This window comes from Bradyrhizobium sp. LTSP849, from assembly GCF_000938255.1.
GTDB lineage: Bacteria > Pseudomonadota > Alphaproteobacteria > Rhizobiales > Xanthobacteraceae > Bradyrhizobium.
Genome location: NZ_JYMR01000020.1, coordinates 35,944 through 53,718 on the forward strand (window position 1 = coordinate 35,944; position 17,775 = coordinate 53,718).

Annotated in this window: 18 protein-coding genes; 10 read left to right on the forward strand and 8 right to left on the reverse strand. The window is 64.7% G+C overall.

Going from position 1 to position 17,775, the window contains the following annotated elements:
* Position 1 precedes the first annotated feature (1 nt).
* From UB31_RS15635 to UB31_RS15645, 3 genes are all read left to right on the forward strand, one after another.
* Positions 2–442: an EamA family transporter gene (locus UB31_RS15635; RefSeq protein ID WP_045008114.1), complete on the forward strand. Its 441-nt coding sequence runs from the start codon at positions 2–4 to the stop codon at positions 440–442.
* Positions 443–507: 65 nt separating this feature from the next.
* Entirely contained in the window at positions 508–1,785 is a 1,278-nt protein-coding gene (locus UB31_RS15640) for an MFS transporter (RefSeq protein ID WP_045011477.1), read from the forward strand.
* 34 nt (positions 1,786–1,819) lie between these two features.
* A complete protein-coding gene (locus tag UB31_RS15645) occupies positions 1,820–3,070 on the forward strand; it encodes an arsenic transporter (protein ID WP_045011523.1) in 1,251 nt (416 codons plus the stop codon).
* Between the two features lie 5 nt (positions 3,071–3,075).
* Here the strand turns inward: UB31_RS15645 and UB31_RS15650 are convergent, their stop codons facing one another.
* Together UB31_RS15650 and UB31_RS15655 are read right to left on the reverse strand one after the other, a co-directional pair.
* Entirely contained in the window at positions 3,076–4,440 is a 1,365-nt protein-coding gene (locus tag UB31_RS15650; protein WP_045008116.1) for an MFS transporter, read from the reverse strand.
* Between the two features lie 24 nt (positions 4,441–4,464).
* The gene (locus tag UB31_RS15655) at positions 4,465–5,232 is read right to left on the reverse strand and encodes a GntR family transcriptional regulator (protein ID WP_045011478.1); all 768 of its coding nucleotides are present in this window, start codon (positions 5,230–5,232) and stop codon (positions 4,465–4,467) included.
* A gap of 177 nt (positions 5,233–5,409) precedes the next feature.
* Here UB31_RS15655 and UB31_RS15660 point away from each other — a divergent pair, with 177 nt between their 5' ends.
* From UB31_RS15660 to UB31_RS15670, 3 genes are read left to right on the forward strand one after another with little or no spacing between them, the layout of a single operon-like run.
* Positions 5,410–6,609, forward strand: coding sequence for a mandelate racemase/muconate lactonizing enzyme family protein (locus UB31_RS15660; RefSeq protein ID WP_045011479.1), 1,200 nt, complete (start codon positions 5,410–5,412; stop codon positions 6,607–6,609).
* A gap of 12 nt (positions 6,610–6,621) precedes the next feature.
* A complete protein-coding gene (locus UB31_RS15665; protein ID WP_045011480.1) occupies positions 6,622–7,389 on the forward strand; it encodes an SDR family oxidoreductase in 768 nt (255 codons plus the stop codon).
* Between the two features lie 26 nt (positions 7,390–7,415).
* Positions 7,416–8,447 carry an L-idonate 5-dehydrogenase gene (locus UB31_RS15670; protein ID WP_045011481.1) on the forward strand — a complete coding sequence of 344 codons (1,032 nt, stop codon included), beginning with the start codon at positions 7,416–7,418 and terminating at the stop codon, positions 8,445–8,447.
* Positions 8,448–8,457: 10 nt separating this feature from the next.
* Here the strand turns inward: UB31_RS15670 and UB31_RS15675 are convergent, their stop codons facing one another.
* Positions 8,458–9,339, reverse strand: a complete 882-nt coding sequence (locus UB31_RS15675; protein ID WP_045011482.1) for a DUF3280 domain-containing protein — start codon at positions 9,337–9,339, stop codon at positions 8,458–8,460.
* Positions 9,340–9,527: 188 nt separating this feature from the next.
* Here UB31_RS15675 and UB31_RS15680 point away from each other — a divergent pair, with 188 nt between their 5' ends.
* Complete coding sequence (locus tag UB31_RS15680) at positions 9,528–10,913, forward strand: sensor histidine kinase (RefSeq protein ID WP_045011483.1); 1,386 nt, start codon at positions 9,528–9,530, stop codon at positions 10,911–10,913.
* On the forward strand, positions 10,910–11,572 hold the full coding sequence (locus UB31_RS15685) for a response regulator (protein ID WP_045011484.1): 663 nt from the start codon (positions 10,910–10,912) through the stop codon (positions 11,570–11,572). Before UB31_RS15680 ends, UB31_RS15685 begins: the two co-directional genes overlap by 4 nt.
* 4 nt (positions 11,573–11,576) lie before the next feature.
* On the opposite strand, the gene UB31_RS15690 is transcribed toward UB31_RS15685, so the two are convergent.
* The 3 genes from UB31_RS15690 to UB31_RS15700 all read right to left on the reverse strand — a co-directional run bounded on the left by UB31_RS15690 (position 11,577) and on the right by UB31_RS15700 (position 13,505).
* Complete coding sequence (locus tag UB31_RS15690; protein ID WP_045011485.1) at positions 11,577–12,422, reverse strand: hypothetical protein; 846 nt, start codon at positions 12,420–12,422, stop codon at positions 11,577–11,579.
* 184 nt (positions 12,423–12,606) lie between these two features.
* A complete protein-coding gene (locus tag UB31_RS15695) occupies positions 12,607–13,098 on the reverse strand; it encodes an SRPBCC family protein (protein WP_045011486.1) in 492 nt (163 codons plus the stop codon).
* A complete protein-coding gene (locus tag UB31_RS15700) occupies positions 13,098–13,505 on the reverse strand; it encodes an ArsR/SmtB family transcription factor (RefSeq protein WP_045011487.1) in 408 nt (135 codons plus the stop codon). The genes UB31_RS15695 and UB31_RS15700 overlap by 1 nt, the downstream gene beginning before the upstream one ends.
* Before the next feature lie 290 nt (positions 13,506–13,795).
* Between UB31_RS15700 and UB31_RS15705 the strand changes: the two genes are divergently transcribed.
* The gene (locus UB31_RS15705) at positions 13,796–14,857 is read left to right on the forward strand and encodes a serine hydrolase (RefSeq protein WP_045011488.1); all 1,062 of its coding nucleotides are present in this window, start codon (positions 13,796–13,798) and stop codon (positions 14,855–14,857) included.
* Positions 14,858–14,922: 65 nt separating this feature from the next.
* On the opposite strand, the gene UB31_RS15710 is transcribed toward UB31_RS15705, so the two are convergent.
* Both UB31_RS15710 and UB31_RS15715 read right to left on the reverse strand, forming a co-directional pair.
* The gene (locus tag UB31_RS15710) at positions 14,923–15,756 is read right to left on the reverse strand and encodes an outer membrane protein (RefSeq protein WP_045011489.1); all 834 of its coding nucleotides are present in this window, start codon (positions 15,754–15,756) and stop codon (positions 14,923–14,925) included.
* A gap of 276 nt (positions 15,757–16,032) precedes the next feature.
* On the reverse strand, positions 16,033–16,737 hold the full coding sequence (locus UB31_RS15715; protein ID WP_045011490.1) for an SDR family oxidoreductase: 705 nt from the start codon (positions 16,735–16,737) through the stop codon (positions 16,033–16,035).
* A 123-nt stretch (positions 16,738–16,860) separates the two neighbouring features.
* Between UB31_RS15715 and UB31_RS15720 the strand changes: the two genes are divergently transcribed.
* Positions 16,861–17,703, forward strand: coding sequence for a GNAT family N-acetyltransferase (locus UB31_RS15720; protein WP_045011491.1), 843 nt, complete (start codon positions 16,861–16,863; stop codon positions 17,701–17,703).
* Positions 17,704–17,775: the final 72 nt, after the last annotated feature.

Consider the following 17,775-nt stretch of genomic DNA (forward strand, 5'->3'; position numbering starts at 1 on the left):
CATGAAACCCGCCCTCCTCTCCGCCTGGCAAACCTGGGCGCTGCTCTCGGCCTGTTTTGCAGCGCTGACCGCGATCTTCGCCAAGATCGGCGTCGAGAACATCAATCCGGATCTTGCGACCTTCATCCGCACCATCGTGGTGCTGCTGGCCTTCTCGGTGCTGCTGTTCTTCACCGGCCAGTTCGCCGTGCCGTCGGCTGTCTCGTCAAAAACGTGGCTGTTCCTGGTGCTGTCGGGGCTCGCAACCGGAGCGTCCTGGCTCTGCTACTTCCGCGCATTAAAACTCGGGCCTGCGACGCTGGTGGCGCCGATCGACAAGCTCAGCGTCGTGCTGGTTGCTATTTTTGCCTTCGCCTTCCTTGGTGAACGTCCGACCACGCAGGGCTGGGTCGGCATCGCCATGATCGGCGCCGGCGCGGTGCTGCTGGCCGTGAAGTTTTGAGGCGGAACAAAGCTGCCGCGAGATCAGTTTCTGCCGGGGCGCTTCCAGCCTCGATCGAGAAACCGATGTCGAGCCAAAACCCCGACCAAGCGAGACAGGCCGGCCGTGCGCTGGACGCAGCGAACTTCTTCCTTGCCGACGTCCGCGACGGTCTCGGGCCCTATCTCGCCGTCTATCTCCTCACGGAGCAGCATTGGGACGAAGCGCGTATCGGCCTCGTGATGTCGATCGCAACCATCGCCGGCATCGTGGCGCAGACGCCGGCCGGTGCGCTGATCGATACGACACGGGCGAAGCGGCTGGTGATGGCCGCAGCCGCAATCCTGGTGACGCTCGCTTCGCTGTCGCTGCCATTGTTTCCGAGCGTCCTGCCGGTTGCGATCTCGCAAGGCGTTGCACAGGGCGCCGCCGTGGTCTTTCCGCCTGCAATCGCCGCCGTGTCGCTCGGCATCTTTGGCCATGCCGCCTTCACCCGGCGGATCGGCCGCAACGAGACTTTTAATCACGCCGGCAACGCGGTCGCTGCGGGCCTTGCTGGACTGTCGGCCTATTGGTTCGGGCCAACCGTCGTGTTCTACCTTCTCGGCGCCATGGCGGTCGCAAGCCTCGTCAGCATCCTCATGATCCCCGAACGCGCTATCGATCACGATCTTGCCCGCGGGTTCGACGACGCCGACACACAGAACGACCAGCCGTCCGGTCTCGGCGTGCTCCTTGCCTGCCGCCCGCTGCTCGTCTTCGCGATCTGCGCCCTGCTCTTCCATCTCTCGAACGCAGCGATGCTGCCGCTGGTCGGGCAAAAACTCGCGCTCCAGGACAAGAACATCGGCACCAGCCTGATGTCGGCCTGCATCGTCGCGGCGCAATTGGTGATGGTGCCGTTCGCGATGTTGGTCGGCGCGAAGGCCGACCGCTGGGGCCACAAGCGCTTCTTCCTCGCCGCGTTGCTGATCCTGCCTCTTCGGGGAGCGCTCTATACGTTCTCCGACAATCCGTTCTGGATGGTCAGCGTGCAGCTTCTCGACGGCGTCGGCGCCGGCATTTTTGGTGCGATCTTTCCGGTGATCGTCGCCGACCTCATGCGCAACACCGGCCGCTTCAACGTCGCGCAAGGCGCCGTCATCACCGCGCAGAGCATCGGTGCGGCGCTGTCGACGACGCTGGCCGGCTTCGTCGTGGTCGGCGCGGGCTACAGCGCTGCGTTCATCACGCTCGGCGCGGTGGCCGCGATCGGCGCCATCGTCTGCCTTATCGCCCTGCCCGAGACGCGGCAAATCGCCGATGGCGGACCGCGCCCGGAGGGGAAGACACCGGCGCCGGCATCGGCTATCGCTGCCGAATGAGCCAACCTCATTGCAAGGACTGAACGTGCCGAGCGTGCCGCATGACGCCATCTGGGCCTGGAGCATCATCGTAGTCGCGACCGCAGGCGTCATCATCCGCCCCTTCCGCCTGCCCGAGGCGATCTGGGCCATGATCGGCGCCGCCGCGCTGGTCCTGCTCGGCTTGCTGCCCTGGCAGGATGCGCTCACCGGCATCGAGAAGGGCGTCGACGTCTACCTCTTTCTGATCGGCATGATGCTGATCGCAGAATTGGCGCGGCTCGAAGGCCTGTTCGATTATCTCGCAGCACTCGCAGTGGAATATGCCGGCGGCTCGCCGCAGCGGCTGTTCCTGCTGATCTATCTCGTCGGCACGCTCGTGACGGTGCTGCTCTCCAACGATGCCACCGCGATCGTGCTGACGCCCGCCGTCTACGCCGCGACGCGCGCGGCCGGCGCCAAGCCGCTCCCCTATCTCTTCGTCTGCGCTTTCATCGCCAACGCCGCGAGCTTCGTGCTGCCGATCTCGAACCCCGCCAATCTGGTCGTGTTCGGCGCGCGCATGCCGCATCTGACTGAGTGGCTGCGCCTGTTCGCCCTGCCCTCGGCCGCTTCGATCCTGCTGACCTATGTCGTGCTGCGCCTGACCCAGCACCGCGCGTTAAAGGAAGAGACCATCGCGCGCAGCGTGCCGCATCCAGAACTCGGCCGCGGCGGCAAGCTGACGGCCGTAGGCATTGTGGCCATCGGTGTCATACTGGTCACGGCCTCCGCGCTGGACAAGCCGCTCGGCCTGCCGACCTTCATCTGCGGCGTGGTGACGGCCGGCATCGTGCTGCTGATCAGCCGGCAATCGCCCTTGCCCGTGCTGAAAGGCGTCTCCTGGAGCGTGCTGCCCCTGGTCGGCGGCCTCTTCGTGATGGTGGAAGCGCTGGTGAAGACTGGCGTGATCGGGCAGCTCAGCGCGCTACTGCATGAGGCGGTCGCGCAATCCGTCCCGCAAGCCGCCTGGAGCGTCGGCATTGCGACGGGGATCGCCACCAACATTGGCAACAATCTGCCGGTTGGCCTCGTCGCGGGCTCGGTCGCGACCAGCGATCATCTGCCCGCGACCGTGGTCAGCGCGATTCTGATCGGCGTCGATCTCGGGCCCAATTTGTCGGTGACCGGCTCGCTCGCGACCATCCTGTGGCTGGTCGCGCTTCGCCGGGAAAAGATCGAGGTCGGCGCCTGGCCGTTCCTCAAGCTCGGCATGCTGGTGACGCCGCCGGCCCTGATCGCGGCATTGGCGGCCGCGATCAGGTAGGCGTTCTAGTCGTTCTCGTAGCCGTACACTTCCGGCAGGATGAAGATTGCGGCGAGCAATCCGATCAGCGGGAAGATCGCGACGAACAGCGTGGCGCCGGCCTGCCCGATCGCGGCGAACAGCGACGGGAACAGGAAGATCGCCAGGAACGACGGCAACTTCACGAACATGTAGGCGAAGCCGCTGGCGGTGCCGCGGTATTTCGGCTTCGCGACCATAGTCGGGATCGTCATGCAGTTCGACGCATCCCAGTAATGGCCCCACAGCATGGCCGCGGCCGCGAACGGCAGCAGGATCTTGTTGTCGGTGTAGAGCGCGAAGGCGGCAACCAGCAGCGAGGCCAGCACGATGCCGAAGCCGGCGATCGCGATGCCGCGATGGCCGATCTTCGGCGTCAGCAGCGGGCCTACCCAGCCTGACACTGCGGCAAAGCAGAACAGCGCCATCGTCACCAGGTTATTGCCGAGCACGCTCGACACGCCGACCATCACGAACAGCACCGGCAAATAGAACGCAAAGGTCGAGAACTCGCTGCCTTGGGCGAAACAGGCGATCCAGCCGTAGATCGTGGCTCGCCAGCGGATCGGATCTTTCTTGAGATCGGCGATGAAGGCGCTGGTGCTGACCTTCGGCATCACCACGTCCTGGTCGGGCAACATGGCGAGATCGTCGTTGAACATCTCGCGCGCGACCTTCTTGGCCTCGCGGAAACGCCCCTTCTGCACCAGCCACACCGCCGTCTCCGGCACGTCGTGGCGCATGATCAGGATGATGAGTGCCGGCACCGCGCCGAGGCCGAGCGTCACGCGCCACAGCATCTCGTGCTGAATGTCGAGCAGCAAGAAGATCACGATGACGCCGATGGTGAGAACTTCACCGACCGCGAACATGAACTGCCAGCGATTGCCCATGACCTCACGCTCGCCCTTCGCCATGGATTCCATGATGTAGGTGTAGCCGGTCGAGATGTCGGAGCCGAGCGGGACGCCGAGCAGGAAACGGATCACGACGAGCCAGCCGACGCTGGGCACGAAGGCCTGCGCCAATGCGAGCACGATGAACATCACCATCGTGATCAGGAACATGACGCGGCGGCCGATCTTGTCGGAGAGCCAACCGCCGAGCAGCGCACCGACCAGGGCGCCGCCCTGGGTACCGGCCGCGGCGAGACCGAGCATCAGCGGATCGGGATTGAACTGCTCGCGGATGAAGATCAGCACGAAGGCGATCGAATAGAGATCCCAGGCTTCGACCAGGATCGAGGCCATCATCAGCCAGCCGACCTTGTTACCCTTGGGACTGTAGTTCGTGATGAGGTAGCGGACCGCGGCTTCGCTCGCGGTCGGTTGTGGCACGGCCATCGTTGACATGTCTGGTCCTCTCTTCAAAACTCTTTACGCGCCGAGTAGCGGCTCGATGCTGCAATCGAGCAGGCGCGGGTCGATCCCCGCCTCCATGCCCGTGAACATGTGATCCATGTAATCGATCAGTGCATCGCTCGCCTTCACGGCGCCCTCGACGTGGCGGCCGGCGACCGCACTGAGAATGGCGAGGTGGTGATCGATCGTGCCTGACAAATCGGTTTGCCCAGGCATGAAGCGGTGGTGGATGTAGCCGATGCGGCGGTACAGCGTGTGCAGCGGCCGCAGCGTATGCACGAGAAAGGGCTCGCCCGCCGCCTCCAGCACCAGCGCGTCGATGCGGCGGTCGATGCTGTTGAATTCGTCGAGGGTCAGGCTCGCGCGGCGCTCGCGCAGCAAACGCTCGATGTGCAGCGCCTGATTGCGGTGCGAGAGGCTGGCGCGATCAGCCGCAAGGCGGATCACGAAGCGCTCCATGTCGCGACGCAGACCGAGCAGCATGCGCTCACGCGCCAGATCAATCGGCGCGATGTGCAGGCCATGGCGCGGGCGAATGATGATGAGCGTATCGTTGGAGAGACGATTGACGGCGTGATGCACCGGCGTGCGGCCGAAGCCCGTGATCTGCTGCAATTCCAGCATGGTCATGAACTGGCCGGGCTTGAGTTCGCAATGGACGAGGAGCTCTTCGATCCTCTGATAGGCCAACTCGAAAAAGTTGAGACGGTTGCGCCGAGAGGGCTTGCCCTCGCCGTCGTCCTCCGTCCTCACCAACTCGAGCGCGCGCTTGCGCCGTGCCATTTCCATTTCCTCCCGTCGGCCTGCGCTCGTTGCAGGGCGGCGCCTTATTTGTGAAACTCCTAAAACATGTTGTGATATATTACAAGCAGAGGTAAGACTTTCGCCGGCGCGCGACATGTTGCGGTGCGGAATGAAAACACGAGGGCGCGAGGCGCCTGTAACGGGAGGAGAGTTGCCGTGAAGATCACCTCGATCGAGACGCTGCGCACCGAGGAATTTTCCAACGTCATCTGGGTGCGCGTCCACACCGATACGGGCATGATCGGTCTCGGCGAGACTTTTTATGGTGCAGGCGCAGTCGAGGCGCAGATCCACGACACCTTTGCCGGCCGCCTGCTCGGCCGCAATCCTCTGCACATCGAAGCCATCCATCGCGACATGCTGAACCTGCCGATGGCGCAGTCCTCCACCGGCGTCGAATACCGCGCAGCGTCCGCGATCGACATCGCGCTGTGGGACCTGTTCGGCAAGGTCTGCAATCAGCCGGTGCACCAGATGCTCGGCGGCCTCTGCCGCGACAAGCAGCGCATCTACAACACCTGCGCCGGCACGCAATATGTCCGCTCGACCAATATCAGCCCGGTGTCGAACTGGAATCTCGGCGCCAACAAAGGTCCCTATGAGGATCTCGACGGCTTCATGAACCGCGCCGATGCGCTCGCCGAAAACCTTTTGGAGAGCGGCATCTCGGCGATGAAGATATGGCCGTTCGATCCGGCGGCGCAGGAGAACAAGGGCCTCTACATCACCGCTGCCCAGATGAAACAGGCGATCGAGCCGTTCGAAAAGATCCGGAAAGCCGTCGGCGACAGGATGGAGATCATGGTCGAACTCCATTCGCTGTGGAACCTGCCGACCGCAAAGCAGATCGCTCGCGCGCTCGAACCCTACAAGCCGACCTGGTATGAAGATCCGATCCGCATGAACTCGCCGCAGGCGCTTGCCGAATATGCGCGCTCGACCGATGTCTGGGTCTGCGCCAGCGAAACGCTGGGCTCGCGCTTCCCCTACAAGGACATGCTCGATCGCGACGCCATGCATGTGGTGATGGCGGATCTGTGCTGGACCGGCGGCCTCACCGAAGGCCGCAAGATCGCCGCGATGGCCGAGACCTATCACCGGCCGTTTGCGCCGCACGATTGCATCGGACCGATCGGCTTCATCGCCGCCATCCACATGTCGTTCAGCCAGCCCAACACGCTGATCCAGGAATCCGTGCGCGCCTTCTACAAGGGCTGGTACAATGAGCTCGTCACCACCATGCCGACGATCAAGGACGGCTATGTCTTCCCGATGGAAGGCCCCGGCCTTGGCGTCGATCTCCTGCCCGCGGTGTTCGACCGCAGCGATCTCACCGTGCGCCGCTCCAACGTCTGAGGATTTCTTGAGATGAGCACCGCCCTCTTCGACCTTTCCGGCCGCACCGCGCTCGTGACCGGCTCCTCCCGCGGGCTCGGCCGCGCCATTGCCGAGGGCATGGCCAAGGCCGGCGCCAAGATCATTATCAACGGCGTCGACCCCAAGCGCGTCGAGCAGGCCGTCGCCGAATTTCGTGCCGCCGGGCATCAGGCCGAAGGCGCGGCGTTCAACGTCACCGATGAGCCCGCGATCATCGCGGCTTTCGAGCGTTTTGACCGCGAAGGGCTCGATGTCGATATTCTCGTCAACAATGCCGGCATCCAGCATCGCAAGCCGCTGGTCGAGTTCACCACCGACGAGTGGCGCAAGGTGATCGAGACCGATCTCACCAGCGCCTTCGTGATTGGCCGCGAGGCCGGCAAGCGCATGATCCCTCGCAAGCATGGCAAGATCATCAATATCGGCTCGCTCGGCAGCGAGCTCGCGCGTCCCACCATCGCGCCCTACACCGCAGCCAAGGGCGGCATCAAGAACCTGACCCGCTCGATGGCAGTGGAATGGGCCCAGCACGGCATCCAGGCCAACGCGATCGGACCCGGCTACATGCTCACCGACATGAACGAGGCGCTGGTCAACAACACCGACTTCAACAACTGGCTGATGGGCCGCGTTCCCTCGAAGCGTTGGGGCAGGCCGGACGAGCTGGTCGGTGCGGCGATCTTCCTCGCGTCCGACGCCTCCACTTACGTCAACGGCCAGATCATCTATGTCGATGGCGGCATGATCGCCGCGATGTGATCGCGAAACTCTGAGGGAACGAACCCATGCGCGCCGTCGTCATTCACGCCCCGAAGGACCTCCGGATCGACAGCTATCCCGATCCGGCACCCGGCCCGGGTGAGGTCCGCGTCAAGATCGCCAATGGCGGCATCTGCGGCTCCGATCTGCATTACTACCATCACGGCGGCTTCGGTGTCGTGCGCATCCAGCAGCCGATGGCGCTGGGCCACGAGATCGCCGGCGTCGTCGCGGCCGTCGGTGACGGCGTCACTGGCGTAAGGTCGGGGACGCGCGTCGCGGTCAATCCGAGCAAGCCGTGCGGCCAATGCCTGCATTGCCAGGAAGGCATGCGCAACCAGTGCCTCGACATGCGCTTCCTCGGCAGTGCGATGCGCTTTCCCCATGTGCAGGGTGGCTTTCGCGAATTCCTCACGGTCGATGCCACGCAGGCCGTGCCGATCGCCGATAAGCTCTCGCTGGCCGAGGCCGCAGTCGCTGAACCGCTCGCGGTGTGCCTGCATGCCGGCAAGCAGGCCGGCCCCCTCCTCGGCAAGCGCGTGCTGATCACCGGCTGCGGCCCGATCGGCGCGCTGATGATCCTGGTGTCGCGCTTCGGCGGCGCCGCCGAGATCGTGGTGACCGATGTCGCCGACGCGCCGCTCGCGGTCGCCAGAAAGCTCGGCGCCACCCACGCGATCAATGTCGCGACCGACGCTGCCGCGCTCGATCCCTGGCGCGCCGGCAAGGGCGTGTTCGACACCCTCTTTGAAGCCTCCGGCAACCAGGCCGCGCTCCGCACCGCCCTCGACGTGCTACGGCCCGGTGCGACACTCGTCCAGCTCGGCCTCGGCGGCGAGATGACGCTGCCGATCAACTCCATCGTCGCCAAGGAGTTGCAGCTCCGCGGCACCTTCCGCTTCGACCCCGAGTTCGAGCTCGCGGTGCGGCTGATGGGCGAAGGCCTGATCGACGTCAAGCCGCTGATCACGGCCACCATGCCGTTCGATAACGCGGTCGCCGCGTTCGAGCTTGCCAGCGACCGCGCGCAGTCGATGAAGGTGCAGTTGACGTTCTGAGGCTGAACTCTCAGGGCTGCGCAGCGCCGTCGAGAAGGCGGTCGCTGACCAGCCGGACCGCGCCTCGCTTCCAGGAGTAGTCGGCCCCCATGCGCAGGCCACTGTCGCCGCGTGACAGCACCGCGCCGGTCCTCGCATCACGCACCTGGAAACCGAGCGTGTATTCGGTGCGGCTGACCCGCCGCACGACACCGATCAGCGACTGGTCCGCGCCGAGGTTTTGCGCAATCACGGCCTCGCAGCCATCGCAGTCGCGCAAGGCGCGCGTCTTCGCCGCCTCTCCGCTCGCGGTGCCGACATCGATGATGCGGTAACGGCCGGATTGGCCCAGCGCCTCGCGTACGCTGCCGGTGACCTCCGCCAGATACGATGCATCGGACGTGGCTGAAGCCCCCGCCGAGGCGGCGGTCGTATCCTCGAGCTCGAAATCGAACACGGCAAGTGCGACCGGCGGCGGCGCGAGCGCGGCCATGATCTCGCGGGACACGAAGATCTCGGCGCGCTCCCATGATTCATCATTGTCGCCGCGGAAAGTGTAAAGCTTGTCCATCACGATCTTTTTGGCGCCGACGTCGATCACCGCGATCTTGGCCCATTGCACCAGCGTGCTCGTCTTCTGGATGCCGCCGATGACCTTGAACGCCGCGCCGTTCTGGGTGGATGACGCGAGCCGATAGCGCTCGTCGGCGCCGATATCCCGCCTGAGCGCGGCCATGAACGCCGACAGCCGCCGCTCGTGGGCAGCGGTCTGGTTGGCCGGCTCGGCCGACGTATCGGTGTAACTGAAGTCATCCATGGCTACGCCGATGGCGGTCTCAGCGCTGGCCGGCGAAGAGGCCGCCGGGAGGACGAGCAGGAGAAATGCGGAGAAGATCAACCGGGAGCGGCGCATACGGACCTCGTGTGATGGAGCGGCGCGGCAATCTGGACGGCCGCCTCAGGCCATGCAGCAGCGTCGGTCCCGACCAGAGCCGGGAAAATTTCACGACGTTGCACCGCAGTAAGCCTGGCGCTTTCCGTCGCCTGCGTTCTGCCGTCTAATGCGGAGGCGACAAACCCGTTCGCGCCAGGTGCCCGCCGATGTGGAACCGCCCGAGGTTCGATCTCAAGGTCCGTCTGACGTTGCGCGTGGCCGCGATAACGGCCGCCTGCTTCGCCGCGATCTCCGCCTATTTCCTGATCACGGCTGACCGCGCCGCGCATGCGCGCATCGACGGTATCGCCGCCATCGTGGCCAAAACGCTGGAGCTGCAACAGGGCAAAGTCCAGTGGGTGGCCAACCCGCGCTCCGACTTTCCGAACCTCGACCCCGTTGCGGCCTTCGTGATGACGCCCGGCCTGTGTCTGGCATTCCGTGGCACGAGCGGCGAGATGCTCCAGCGGTTCTGTAGCGGTGCGCCCAATCCGGCGAACCTGCCGCCACAGGCCTTCACGGCCTTCTATCGCAGCCTGTTCGACCCCGGCCGCGAGGCGGCACGGCCTGTGATTGTGCGCGGAGCGAAGCTCGGCGAGACCGTGGTCTCGGTCGATCCGGCCGTGCAGACAGCGGAGGCCTGGCACGAAGCGGGCCGCCTGATGATCGCGCTTGCGATTGCGCTGCCGTTATTGTGCGCGCTGGTCTACGCTGCGCTGGCGCGCGCGCTACGTCCGACGCGCCTGATCCGCACCGGCCTCGAGCGGATCGCAGCCAACGACCTCACCGCGCGGCTGCCGCCGTTCGACCTCGCCGAGCTCTCCGCGGTTCGCGACGTCTTCAACCATCTCGCCGAAAGTCTCGATACCGCGCTTGCCGAACGCGCGGAGTTGACCCGAAAGCTGATCGCACTCCAGGACGAGGAGCGCCGCCATCTCGCGCGCGAGCTGCACGACGAGTTCGGCCAGTCTCTGGCCGCCATTCGCGCACTCGCCTCATCCGCCCGCCTGACCGCCGTACAGGATTGCCCGTCCCTGCTTTCTGAATGCGACGGCATCGCGCGGACCGCGACCGGCATGATGGAGACGCTGCGCGGCGCCCTGTTCCGACTGCGTCCCCCGGACATCGAGGAGCTCGGACTCGTGGCGAGCCTCGAAGGCCTGGTTGCGGGCTGGAATGGGCGCAGCCGCGGCGAGACGCGTTTCTCGATTCGTTTCGACGGCGCCTTCGAGACCCTGCCGGCCACGATCAGCGCCAATCTCTACCGCATTGTGCAGGAGGCACTCACCAACGCCGCCAAGCATGCCGGCGCCACGCGCGTCAGCCTGGAATTGTCGATGCGCGCCGACGAGATCGCGCTTGCAATCGACGATGACGGACGCTCGAGCGATCCTGCGGCAAAATCCGGAATGGGCTTGCTCGGCATGCGCGAGCGTGTCGCCGCTCTGCGCGGCCGCCTGACCTTCGAGGCTGGATCGCACGGCGGCTCCGCGTTGCGTGTGGCAATTCCGCTCGCGGCCGCCGATCGGCAGGCTCTGGAGCGCGCGGCATGAGCGCTGCCGACATGACCATTCTGCTGGTCGACGACCATTCCGTCGTCCGCGAGGGCTATCGCTCGGTGCTCCAGAAGCAGCCGGGCCTGCGCGTCATCGCCGAAGCCGCCGACGGCGCCGAGGCCTACCGTCTCTTCAAATCCGAGGGGCCCGACCTCGTCATCATGGACCTCAGCATGCCCGGCATCGGCGGCATCGAGGCTGTCAGGCGGATCAGGCAATGGGACAAGGGCGCAAAGATCCTCGTCTTCACCATGCACGAGAATGCCGGCTTCGCCGTGCAGGCGATCCGCGCCGGCGCGAGGGGTTACGTCACCAAGACCAGCCCGCCGGAAACGCTGGTGCGCGCCGTGATGGACGTGCTCGCGGGCAAGATCGCGATCAGTCCCGACATCGACCATGAGCTCGCACTGAGCCGGCTCGCCGGCGAAAGCTCCGCCGCCGACGTCCTCACCGCGCGCGAGTTCGAGGTGCTGCGCCTGCTGCTCGCTGAACGGACGACCGACGAGATCGCGGAGACGCTGCACGTCAGCCCGAAGACGGTGGCGAACCTGCACTCCCTGATCAAGGACAAGCTCGGGGTCGGCTCCGACATCGAGCTGGTCCGGCTTGCGCTGCGCCAGGGGATTTTGACGCAGGTCGATCTGGGTGAGGCTTGACGCCTCAGGTCAGATAGCGCGTCAGATACCCGTCCATCGCGTAGAGCGCGCAGAGAGCCAAGCTCGACCACACAGCGGCGCTGAAATACAGGAACATCCAGGTAAGTTCGCCCTTCCAGTGGGCGACGTCGTGGGTCACCACCCAGCGCGTCGAGACGTCATGCAGGCCCTCGAGGAAGCCAAGCAACTTGTTGCCTTCGGCATGCCCTGCCCGCCAGCGGCTGAGATACATCGGCACATCGACGGTGACGAGGAAGGCGAGGAAGCAGGCAATGCCGACAATGCCCGCGATCAGCGCCCAGCGTACCGGGCCATGGAATTCCGGCATCAAGCGGCACAGCGCGATCCCAACGAGGAAGAAGGTCACCGCCCACAGCGAATTCTCGATCGCGTTGTAGAGATAGTTGGTGGTCACGACCGCGTACCAGGAGAAGCACTCCGCGATGATGATCACGGGCACGATGACCCAGGCAACGTTCACCGTGGTCTCCGCACCGGCCATGCTGCCGAGCTGATGCAGGATGACGGCCCATTGCGCGGCGAAGCAGAGTTCGGCCACGGTCGCGACAGTACGGCCGACGAAGACGCTGGAGAGCCAGGTATCGAACAGGCAGATGCGCTGCACGTCGGCGCGCGGCAGGAACGAACGGAATGCGCAGCCGAACACATAGCCGGCGCAGAGCAGCAGCATCACGCCGATGCCGGACGGTCCAGTGATGCTGCCACCGGCCGGCTGATAGAACTCCCGGTACAGCATGAACCAGACCAGGATGTTGACGTTGCTCACAAGCGTCAGCGATCCCCACCACCAGGCCAGGGGATTTGACCGCGCCTGCAACATCAACCTCATCGACCGCTCCGTTGTAACTGGATTGACATCCAACGGTAGCAATAGTGTCACAATAAGGTAGCTGGTCGCGACAAAAATCTGCGTGACGGCACTGTCATAATTGCGAAGACGGTCGGGAGCCCGCGTGCAGCTCCAGGGTCATTCCGGGTTGCCGCTCCAGGCGCCCCGGAATGACACGTTCACCCTACCTCTTCATGTCGGCCACATAGGCCGCCAGCTTGTCCAGCGTCTGGTAGCCGTATTCAACGGCGCCGAAGCCGATCATGTGGTCGCGCTGCGCCGCGGTCGACGCCAACTGCCGCATCATCAGCACGGTCTTGCCGTTGCTCTGCTCGGCAAAGGTCAGGATGAAGCGGAACATGCTGGGATCATCGTCCTGGTCGCCGCCATGGTCCATCTCCATCAGCTTCGGCCGCTCGATGCGGCGGAAGCACATGCGGTTCGGATAGACGGTGCCATCGGGGCCGACCATGTTGAAGCGCCAGACGCCGCCGACGCGCACATCGATCTCGAACGTCTCGATCTTGAAGCCCTTCGGACCGAACCATTGCGGCAGATGCTTCGGATCGGACCACGCCTCGAACACCAGCTCGCGTGGCGCGTCAATCACGCGTGACATCACGATCTCGCGGTCGAGCGACCATTGCGACAATGCGGGATTGGCAGAACTCGTCATCACTCAGAACCTTTCCGTTTGGTTGTCTTGCTTGTTGTCTTGTCGGCTTTCTTGGACGGACGCTTGGCGTCCTCCCTCTCTGTCTTGAGCTTCATCACATAAGCCTCGAACCGGTCGAGCCGCGCTTCCCAGATCGCGCGTTGCTGCTGGAACCAGTCCTCCGCGCCGACCAGCGCATCCGGACTGAGGCGGCAGGTGCGCACGCGGCCCGATTTCTCCGACTGCACGAGGCCGCTCAGCTCCAGCACGTGGATGTGCTTCATGAAGCTCGGCAGCGCCATGTCGAAGGGATCGGCGAGCTCGCCGACCGAGGCCTCGCCGGCGCACAGCCGCATCACGATCGCCCGCCTTGTGGGGTCGCCAAGCGCTGCGAAAATCTGGTCGAGCTGGGATAATTGGTTAGCCATGTAGCTAACTATAAACCCATCGCGATCCAACGTCAATAATTGTTAGCTCTAAGGCTAAGTAATTTCTCGGCAGGGTCGCTGCTGTGGAACCCACCACGCGCAATCGTGAATTGGGACGCAGGGCTCCGCCCGCTAAAAAGAGCCTTGGGGGCGCATCGCATCATTCGTCAGAGCACGTGCCACCTGTTGTCATCTCATCACCAATCACCCGGCGGTCCCTCGCCCGGGCTGCGCTCATTCCCTTCGCGGCCGCGCTGGCCTGGCCGCGTCGCGCATCGGCCGATTCCGACATGATCGCGCAGATGCGCGACATCGTTGCCTCCGAACTCGCGCCGACCGCGACGCCAGATCATCCGGGCGGCCTGGCCGCGGCGCTCTATGCCGGCCGCCACGTCGAGTTCTGCTGCTACGGCTTTGCCGATGACGCCACGCGAAGACCGGTGACGCCGGACACGCTGTTCAATCTCGCCTCTCTGCGAAAACCATTCGAGGCGACGCTGGTAGCGCTCGGCGAGCTCCGCGGCGAGTTGCGGTTGGACGATCCCCTGCCGAAATATCTGCCGGAGCTCGACGGCGATTATATCCGTCGCGTCACGATCGGCGAGCTGACCACGCACACCTCGGGGCTATTGCTGCCGACCGACCATCCGCCCTGGCCCAACGAATCCTTCACGCGCGCACAATTCGTCGCGATGCTCAACGCCTGGATTCCGCCCGCAGGCGTGGCGCCCGGCAAGCAGCGCATCTACAGCCATGCCGGTTACGTGCTGCTCCAGCTTGTGCTCGAGCGCTGTTATCGCACGCCGATCCAGGAGCTGATCGAGAGCCGCATTCTCAAGCCGCTCGGCATGCACGCAACGTTCATTCCCGAGCGTGGACCGGACAATCGCGCGATCATGGACGAGGCGTGGATGCGACGCGTGGTGCAAGGCTATTCCGACCAGGGCACGGCAATCGGGCCGCCGGGCGACCAGCAGAGCTATTTCGACTTCCCCGGCACAGGGCAGATGTTCTCGTCCGTGCGCGATCTTTCGACATTCATGGCGGCTAGCGTCGACGGCCGGTCGATCGATCCGCATCTGCACGAAGCGTTGCGGATGACGCAGCACGAAAGCTTTCGCGTCGACGAGAAATTCGGACAAGCGATGGCCTGGGAGACCGTGCACGTTCCCGGTGTCACCGTCGTCGACAAGCCGGGCGGCCTCAACAACGCCTCGGGCTATATCGGCCTCGTGCCGGCACAACGGATCGGTATCGTGCTGCTGGCCAATCGCGGTGAATATCCGCACGAGATCGCCCGCTACAAGATCCTCCCGGCGCTGGCGCATCTGTTGGCGTCGCACGCGGGCTGAGCCTCAAAACAGAAAGCCCCGGCTGAGCCGGGGCTTTCCACGCGAGAACCGGAACGGGATGATGATCAGTATCTGGCGACGACCGGTCCACCAAACTTGTAGTTCACGCCGACGCGCACAATGTTCGACTTGATGTCGACCGAGTGGGTGTAGACGTTGCCCGGAAAGGCCCCCGCGCCGACAAAGGCGGCCAGGTTGGTGCTGGTCGCGCTGGCGCGGCCGAGATCGACATAGAGATATTCGGCCTTGAGCGACCAACCGTTGCCAACGGCGTATTCGGTGCCGGCGCCGACGGTCCAGCCGACACGCGTATCGCGGATCGCCGCGGATTCCGTCGCGGCCGCGAACGTGTCGGTGAAGTTGAAATTGCCCTTCACTTCGGCGATCGCAGCACCGCCCGTGGCATAAAGCAGCCAGCTCGGCGTGGCGAGGAAGCCGATGCGGCCGCGGATGGTGGCGAGCCAGTCGGCCGAAACCTGTGACGACACGGTGAAACCGGTCGGCGCGCAGCAGGGATAGAGCGCCGAGCCGGTCGCACTGCCCTTGAAGCCGAAATAGTTGATGTCGCCTTCGAGGCCGAACACGGCGTGATTGACCTGCCAGTTGTAGCCGGCGGTGAAGCCGCCGGTCACGCTGGAACTGTTGACGCTCTGGGCGCCGACCGCGGCGATGGCAGGAACGCTGCTGGCTGCGAAATAGCCGGTTGGAGTGAACACGGTCGATGTGGTCGGATCAGCGCTGCCCCATTGTCCGCCGACATTGCCGCCGACATAGAACCCGGTCCAGTTGTAGCCGGGCGCCGTCACCGGCGCCTTGGTGTACTGCGGCGCGAGGTCCGCCGCGAAGGCGGACGCGGTGCCCAAGACAACCGACGCGACCGCCAGCAAAAACTTCTTCATTGCAATCTCCTTGCCCCACGCGATCGAAGCTCGCGTTCTCGAATGCGCCGGCCAAGTGGATCCGGCACGGGCGAGGCATAGGCGGCACACCACTCAACGTCTTGGGCTGCGGCGAAGTTCGCAGGGACTGTAACGCAATGTGCGGTCCGAGGGCCCGCGAAGTGTGACGAGTGTGACCCAAGTGCCACGCATCTCCCCGCTGCGGCGGCACGCGTCGCATGAGGACAAGCGCGCGAGAGCTTGGATTCGAATCTGCTCTTGCTAGGAGGGCGCGCTTCAGACCGAGCGCGTCAGCCCGCCGTCGACGCGGATGTTCTGGCCGGTGATGTAGGCAGCGCCATCGGAGGCGAGGAACGAGACCGTCGCCGCGACTTCCTCGACCTTGCCATAGCGCTTCATCGGCACGCTGTCGCGACGCGCGTCCGTCTGCGGCAGGCTGTCGATCCAGCCCGGCAGCACATTGTTCATGCGGACGTTGTCCGCGGCATAGGTGTCGGTGAATATCTTCGTAAACGCCGCCAGGCCTGCGCGGAACACCGCCGAGGTCGGAAACATCGCGCTCGGCTCGAACGCCCAGGCGGTCGAGATGTTGATGATGGCACCGCACCTCTGCGCCTGCATCACCGGTGTCACCAGCCGGGTCGGACGGATCACGTTGAGCAGATATGTATCGAGGCCGGTGTGCCATTGCTCGTCGGTGATCTCCGTGATCCCCGCGCGGGGCCCGTGGCCGGCGCTGTTGACGAGCACGTCGATGCGCCCCCATTTGGCCATCGCACCATCGACGAGGCGCTTCAGATCGTCGTTCGACTTGTTCGAGCCGGTGACGCCGAGCCCACCGAGCTCGGCCGCCAGCGCTTCGCCCTTGCCGGAGGACGACAGGATCGCCACGCGAAAGCCATCGGCCGCGAGCCGCCGCGCAGCCCCTGCCCCCATGCCACTGCCGCCTGCGGTGACGAGTGCGACCTTCTCTACTGCCATGACCGATCATCCCTTGTGATACCGTTGAGGCAAGCCGGCGGCCCGGCCTATCATCAGGGCTTTCTACAGCCAGACTTGCCGGCAGGTCCACCGTCGAGGGCATCCATCATGGCGACTTCTGAGATGAGCGATTTGCATATTCGCAACCTGCGCCCCGAGGAAATTTCCCTCGCCCTCGACTGGGCCGCGGCCGAGGGCTGGAATCCCGGCCTTGCAGACGGCGCCTGCTTCGCGATCCCGGACGCACAGGGCTTTTTCGTTGGCGAGATCGACGGCGAGCCGGTCGCGACGGTGTCCTGCATCAATTACGATGAGCGCTTCGCCTTCCTCGGCTTCTACATCGTACGCGCAGGCTTTCGCGGCGCCGGCCATGGCCTGCGCATCTGGAACGCGGCGATCGCGCATGCCGGTGCCCGCGTGATCGGGCTCGACGGCGTCGTGGCGCAGCAGGACAATTACAAAAAATCCGGCTTCCAGCTTGCTTACGCCAATATCCGCTATGGTGGCGTCGTCGTCGCGCCGCCTCGGCCGCCAGCCGATATCGTCGCGCTCGACAAGATTCCATTCACGGTGGTGGAAGCGGACGACGCCACCGTTTTCCCGGCGGCACGCAGCGCCTTCCTGCGGGCCTGGATCAACACGCCCGGCCACCTTGGCCGCGCGCTGCTGTGCGATGGCAAGCTCGCCGCATGGGGCGTGATCCGGCCGTGCCGAACGGGACACAAGATCGGGCCACTGGTCGCCGACGACCGCGCTGCGGCGGAGGCGATCGTGCAGGCCTTGCTGGCCAGCGCCAGCTGTTGCGAGATTATCCTCGACATCCCCGCGGTGAACCGCGAAGGTATCGCGCTTGCGGAATTCTTGGGCCTGAAGCCGACATTCGAAACGGCGCGGATGTATACTGGACCGATCCCGTCACTGCGGCTCGACCGCGTCTTCGGCGTGACCAGTTTTGAGCTGGGCTAGCGCCGCCTTGGATCATAGTAATCTGTTTCACATCACCGCAGCTGCGCAGCGTGTACTGGTGTTGGATCCGCT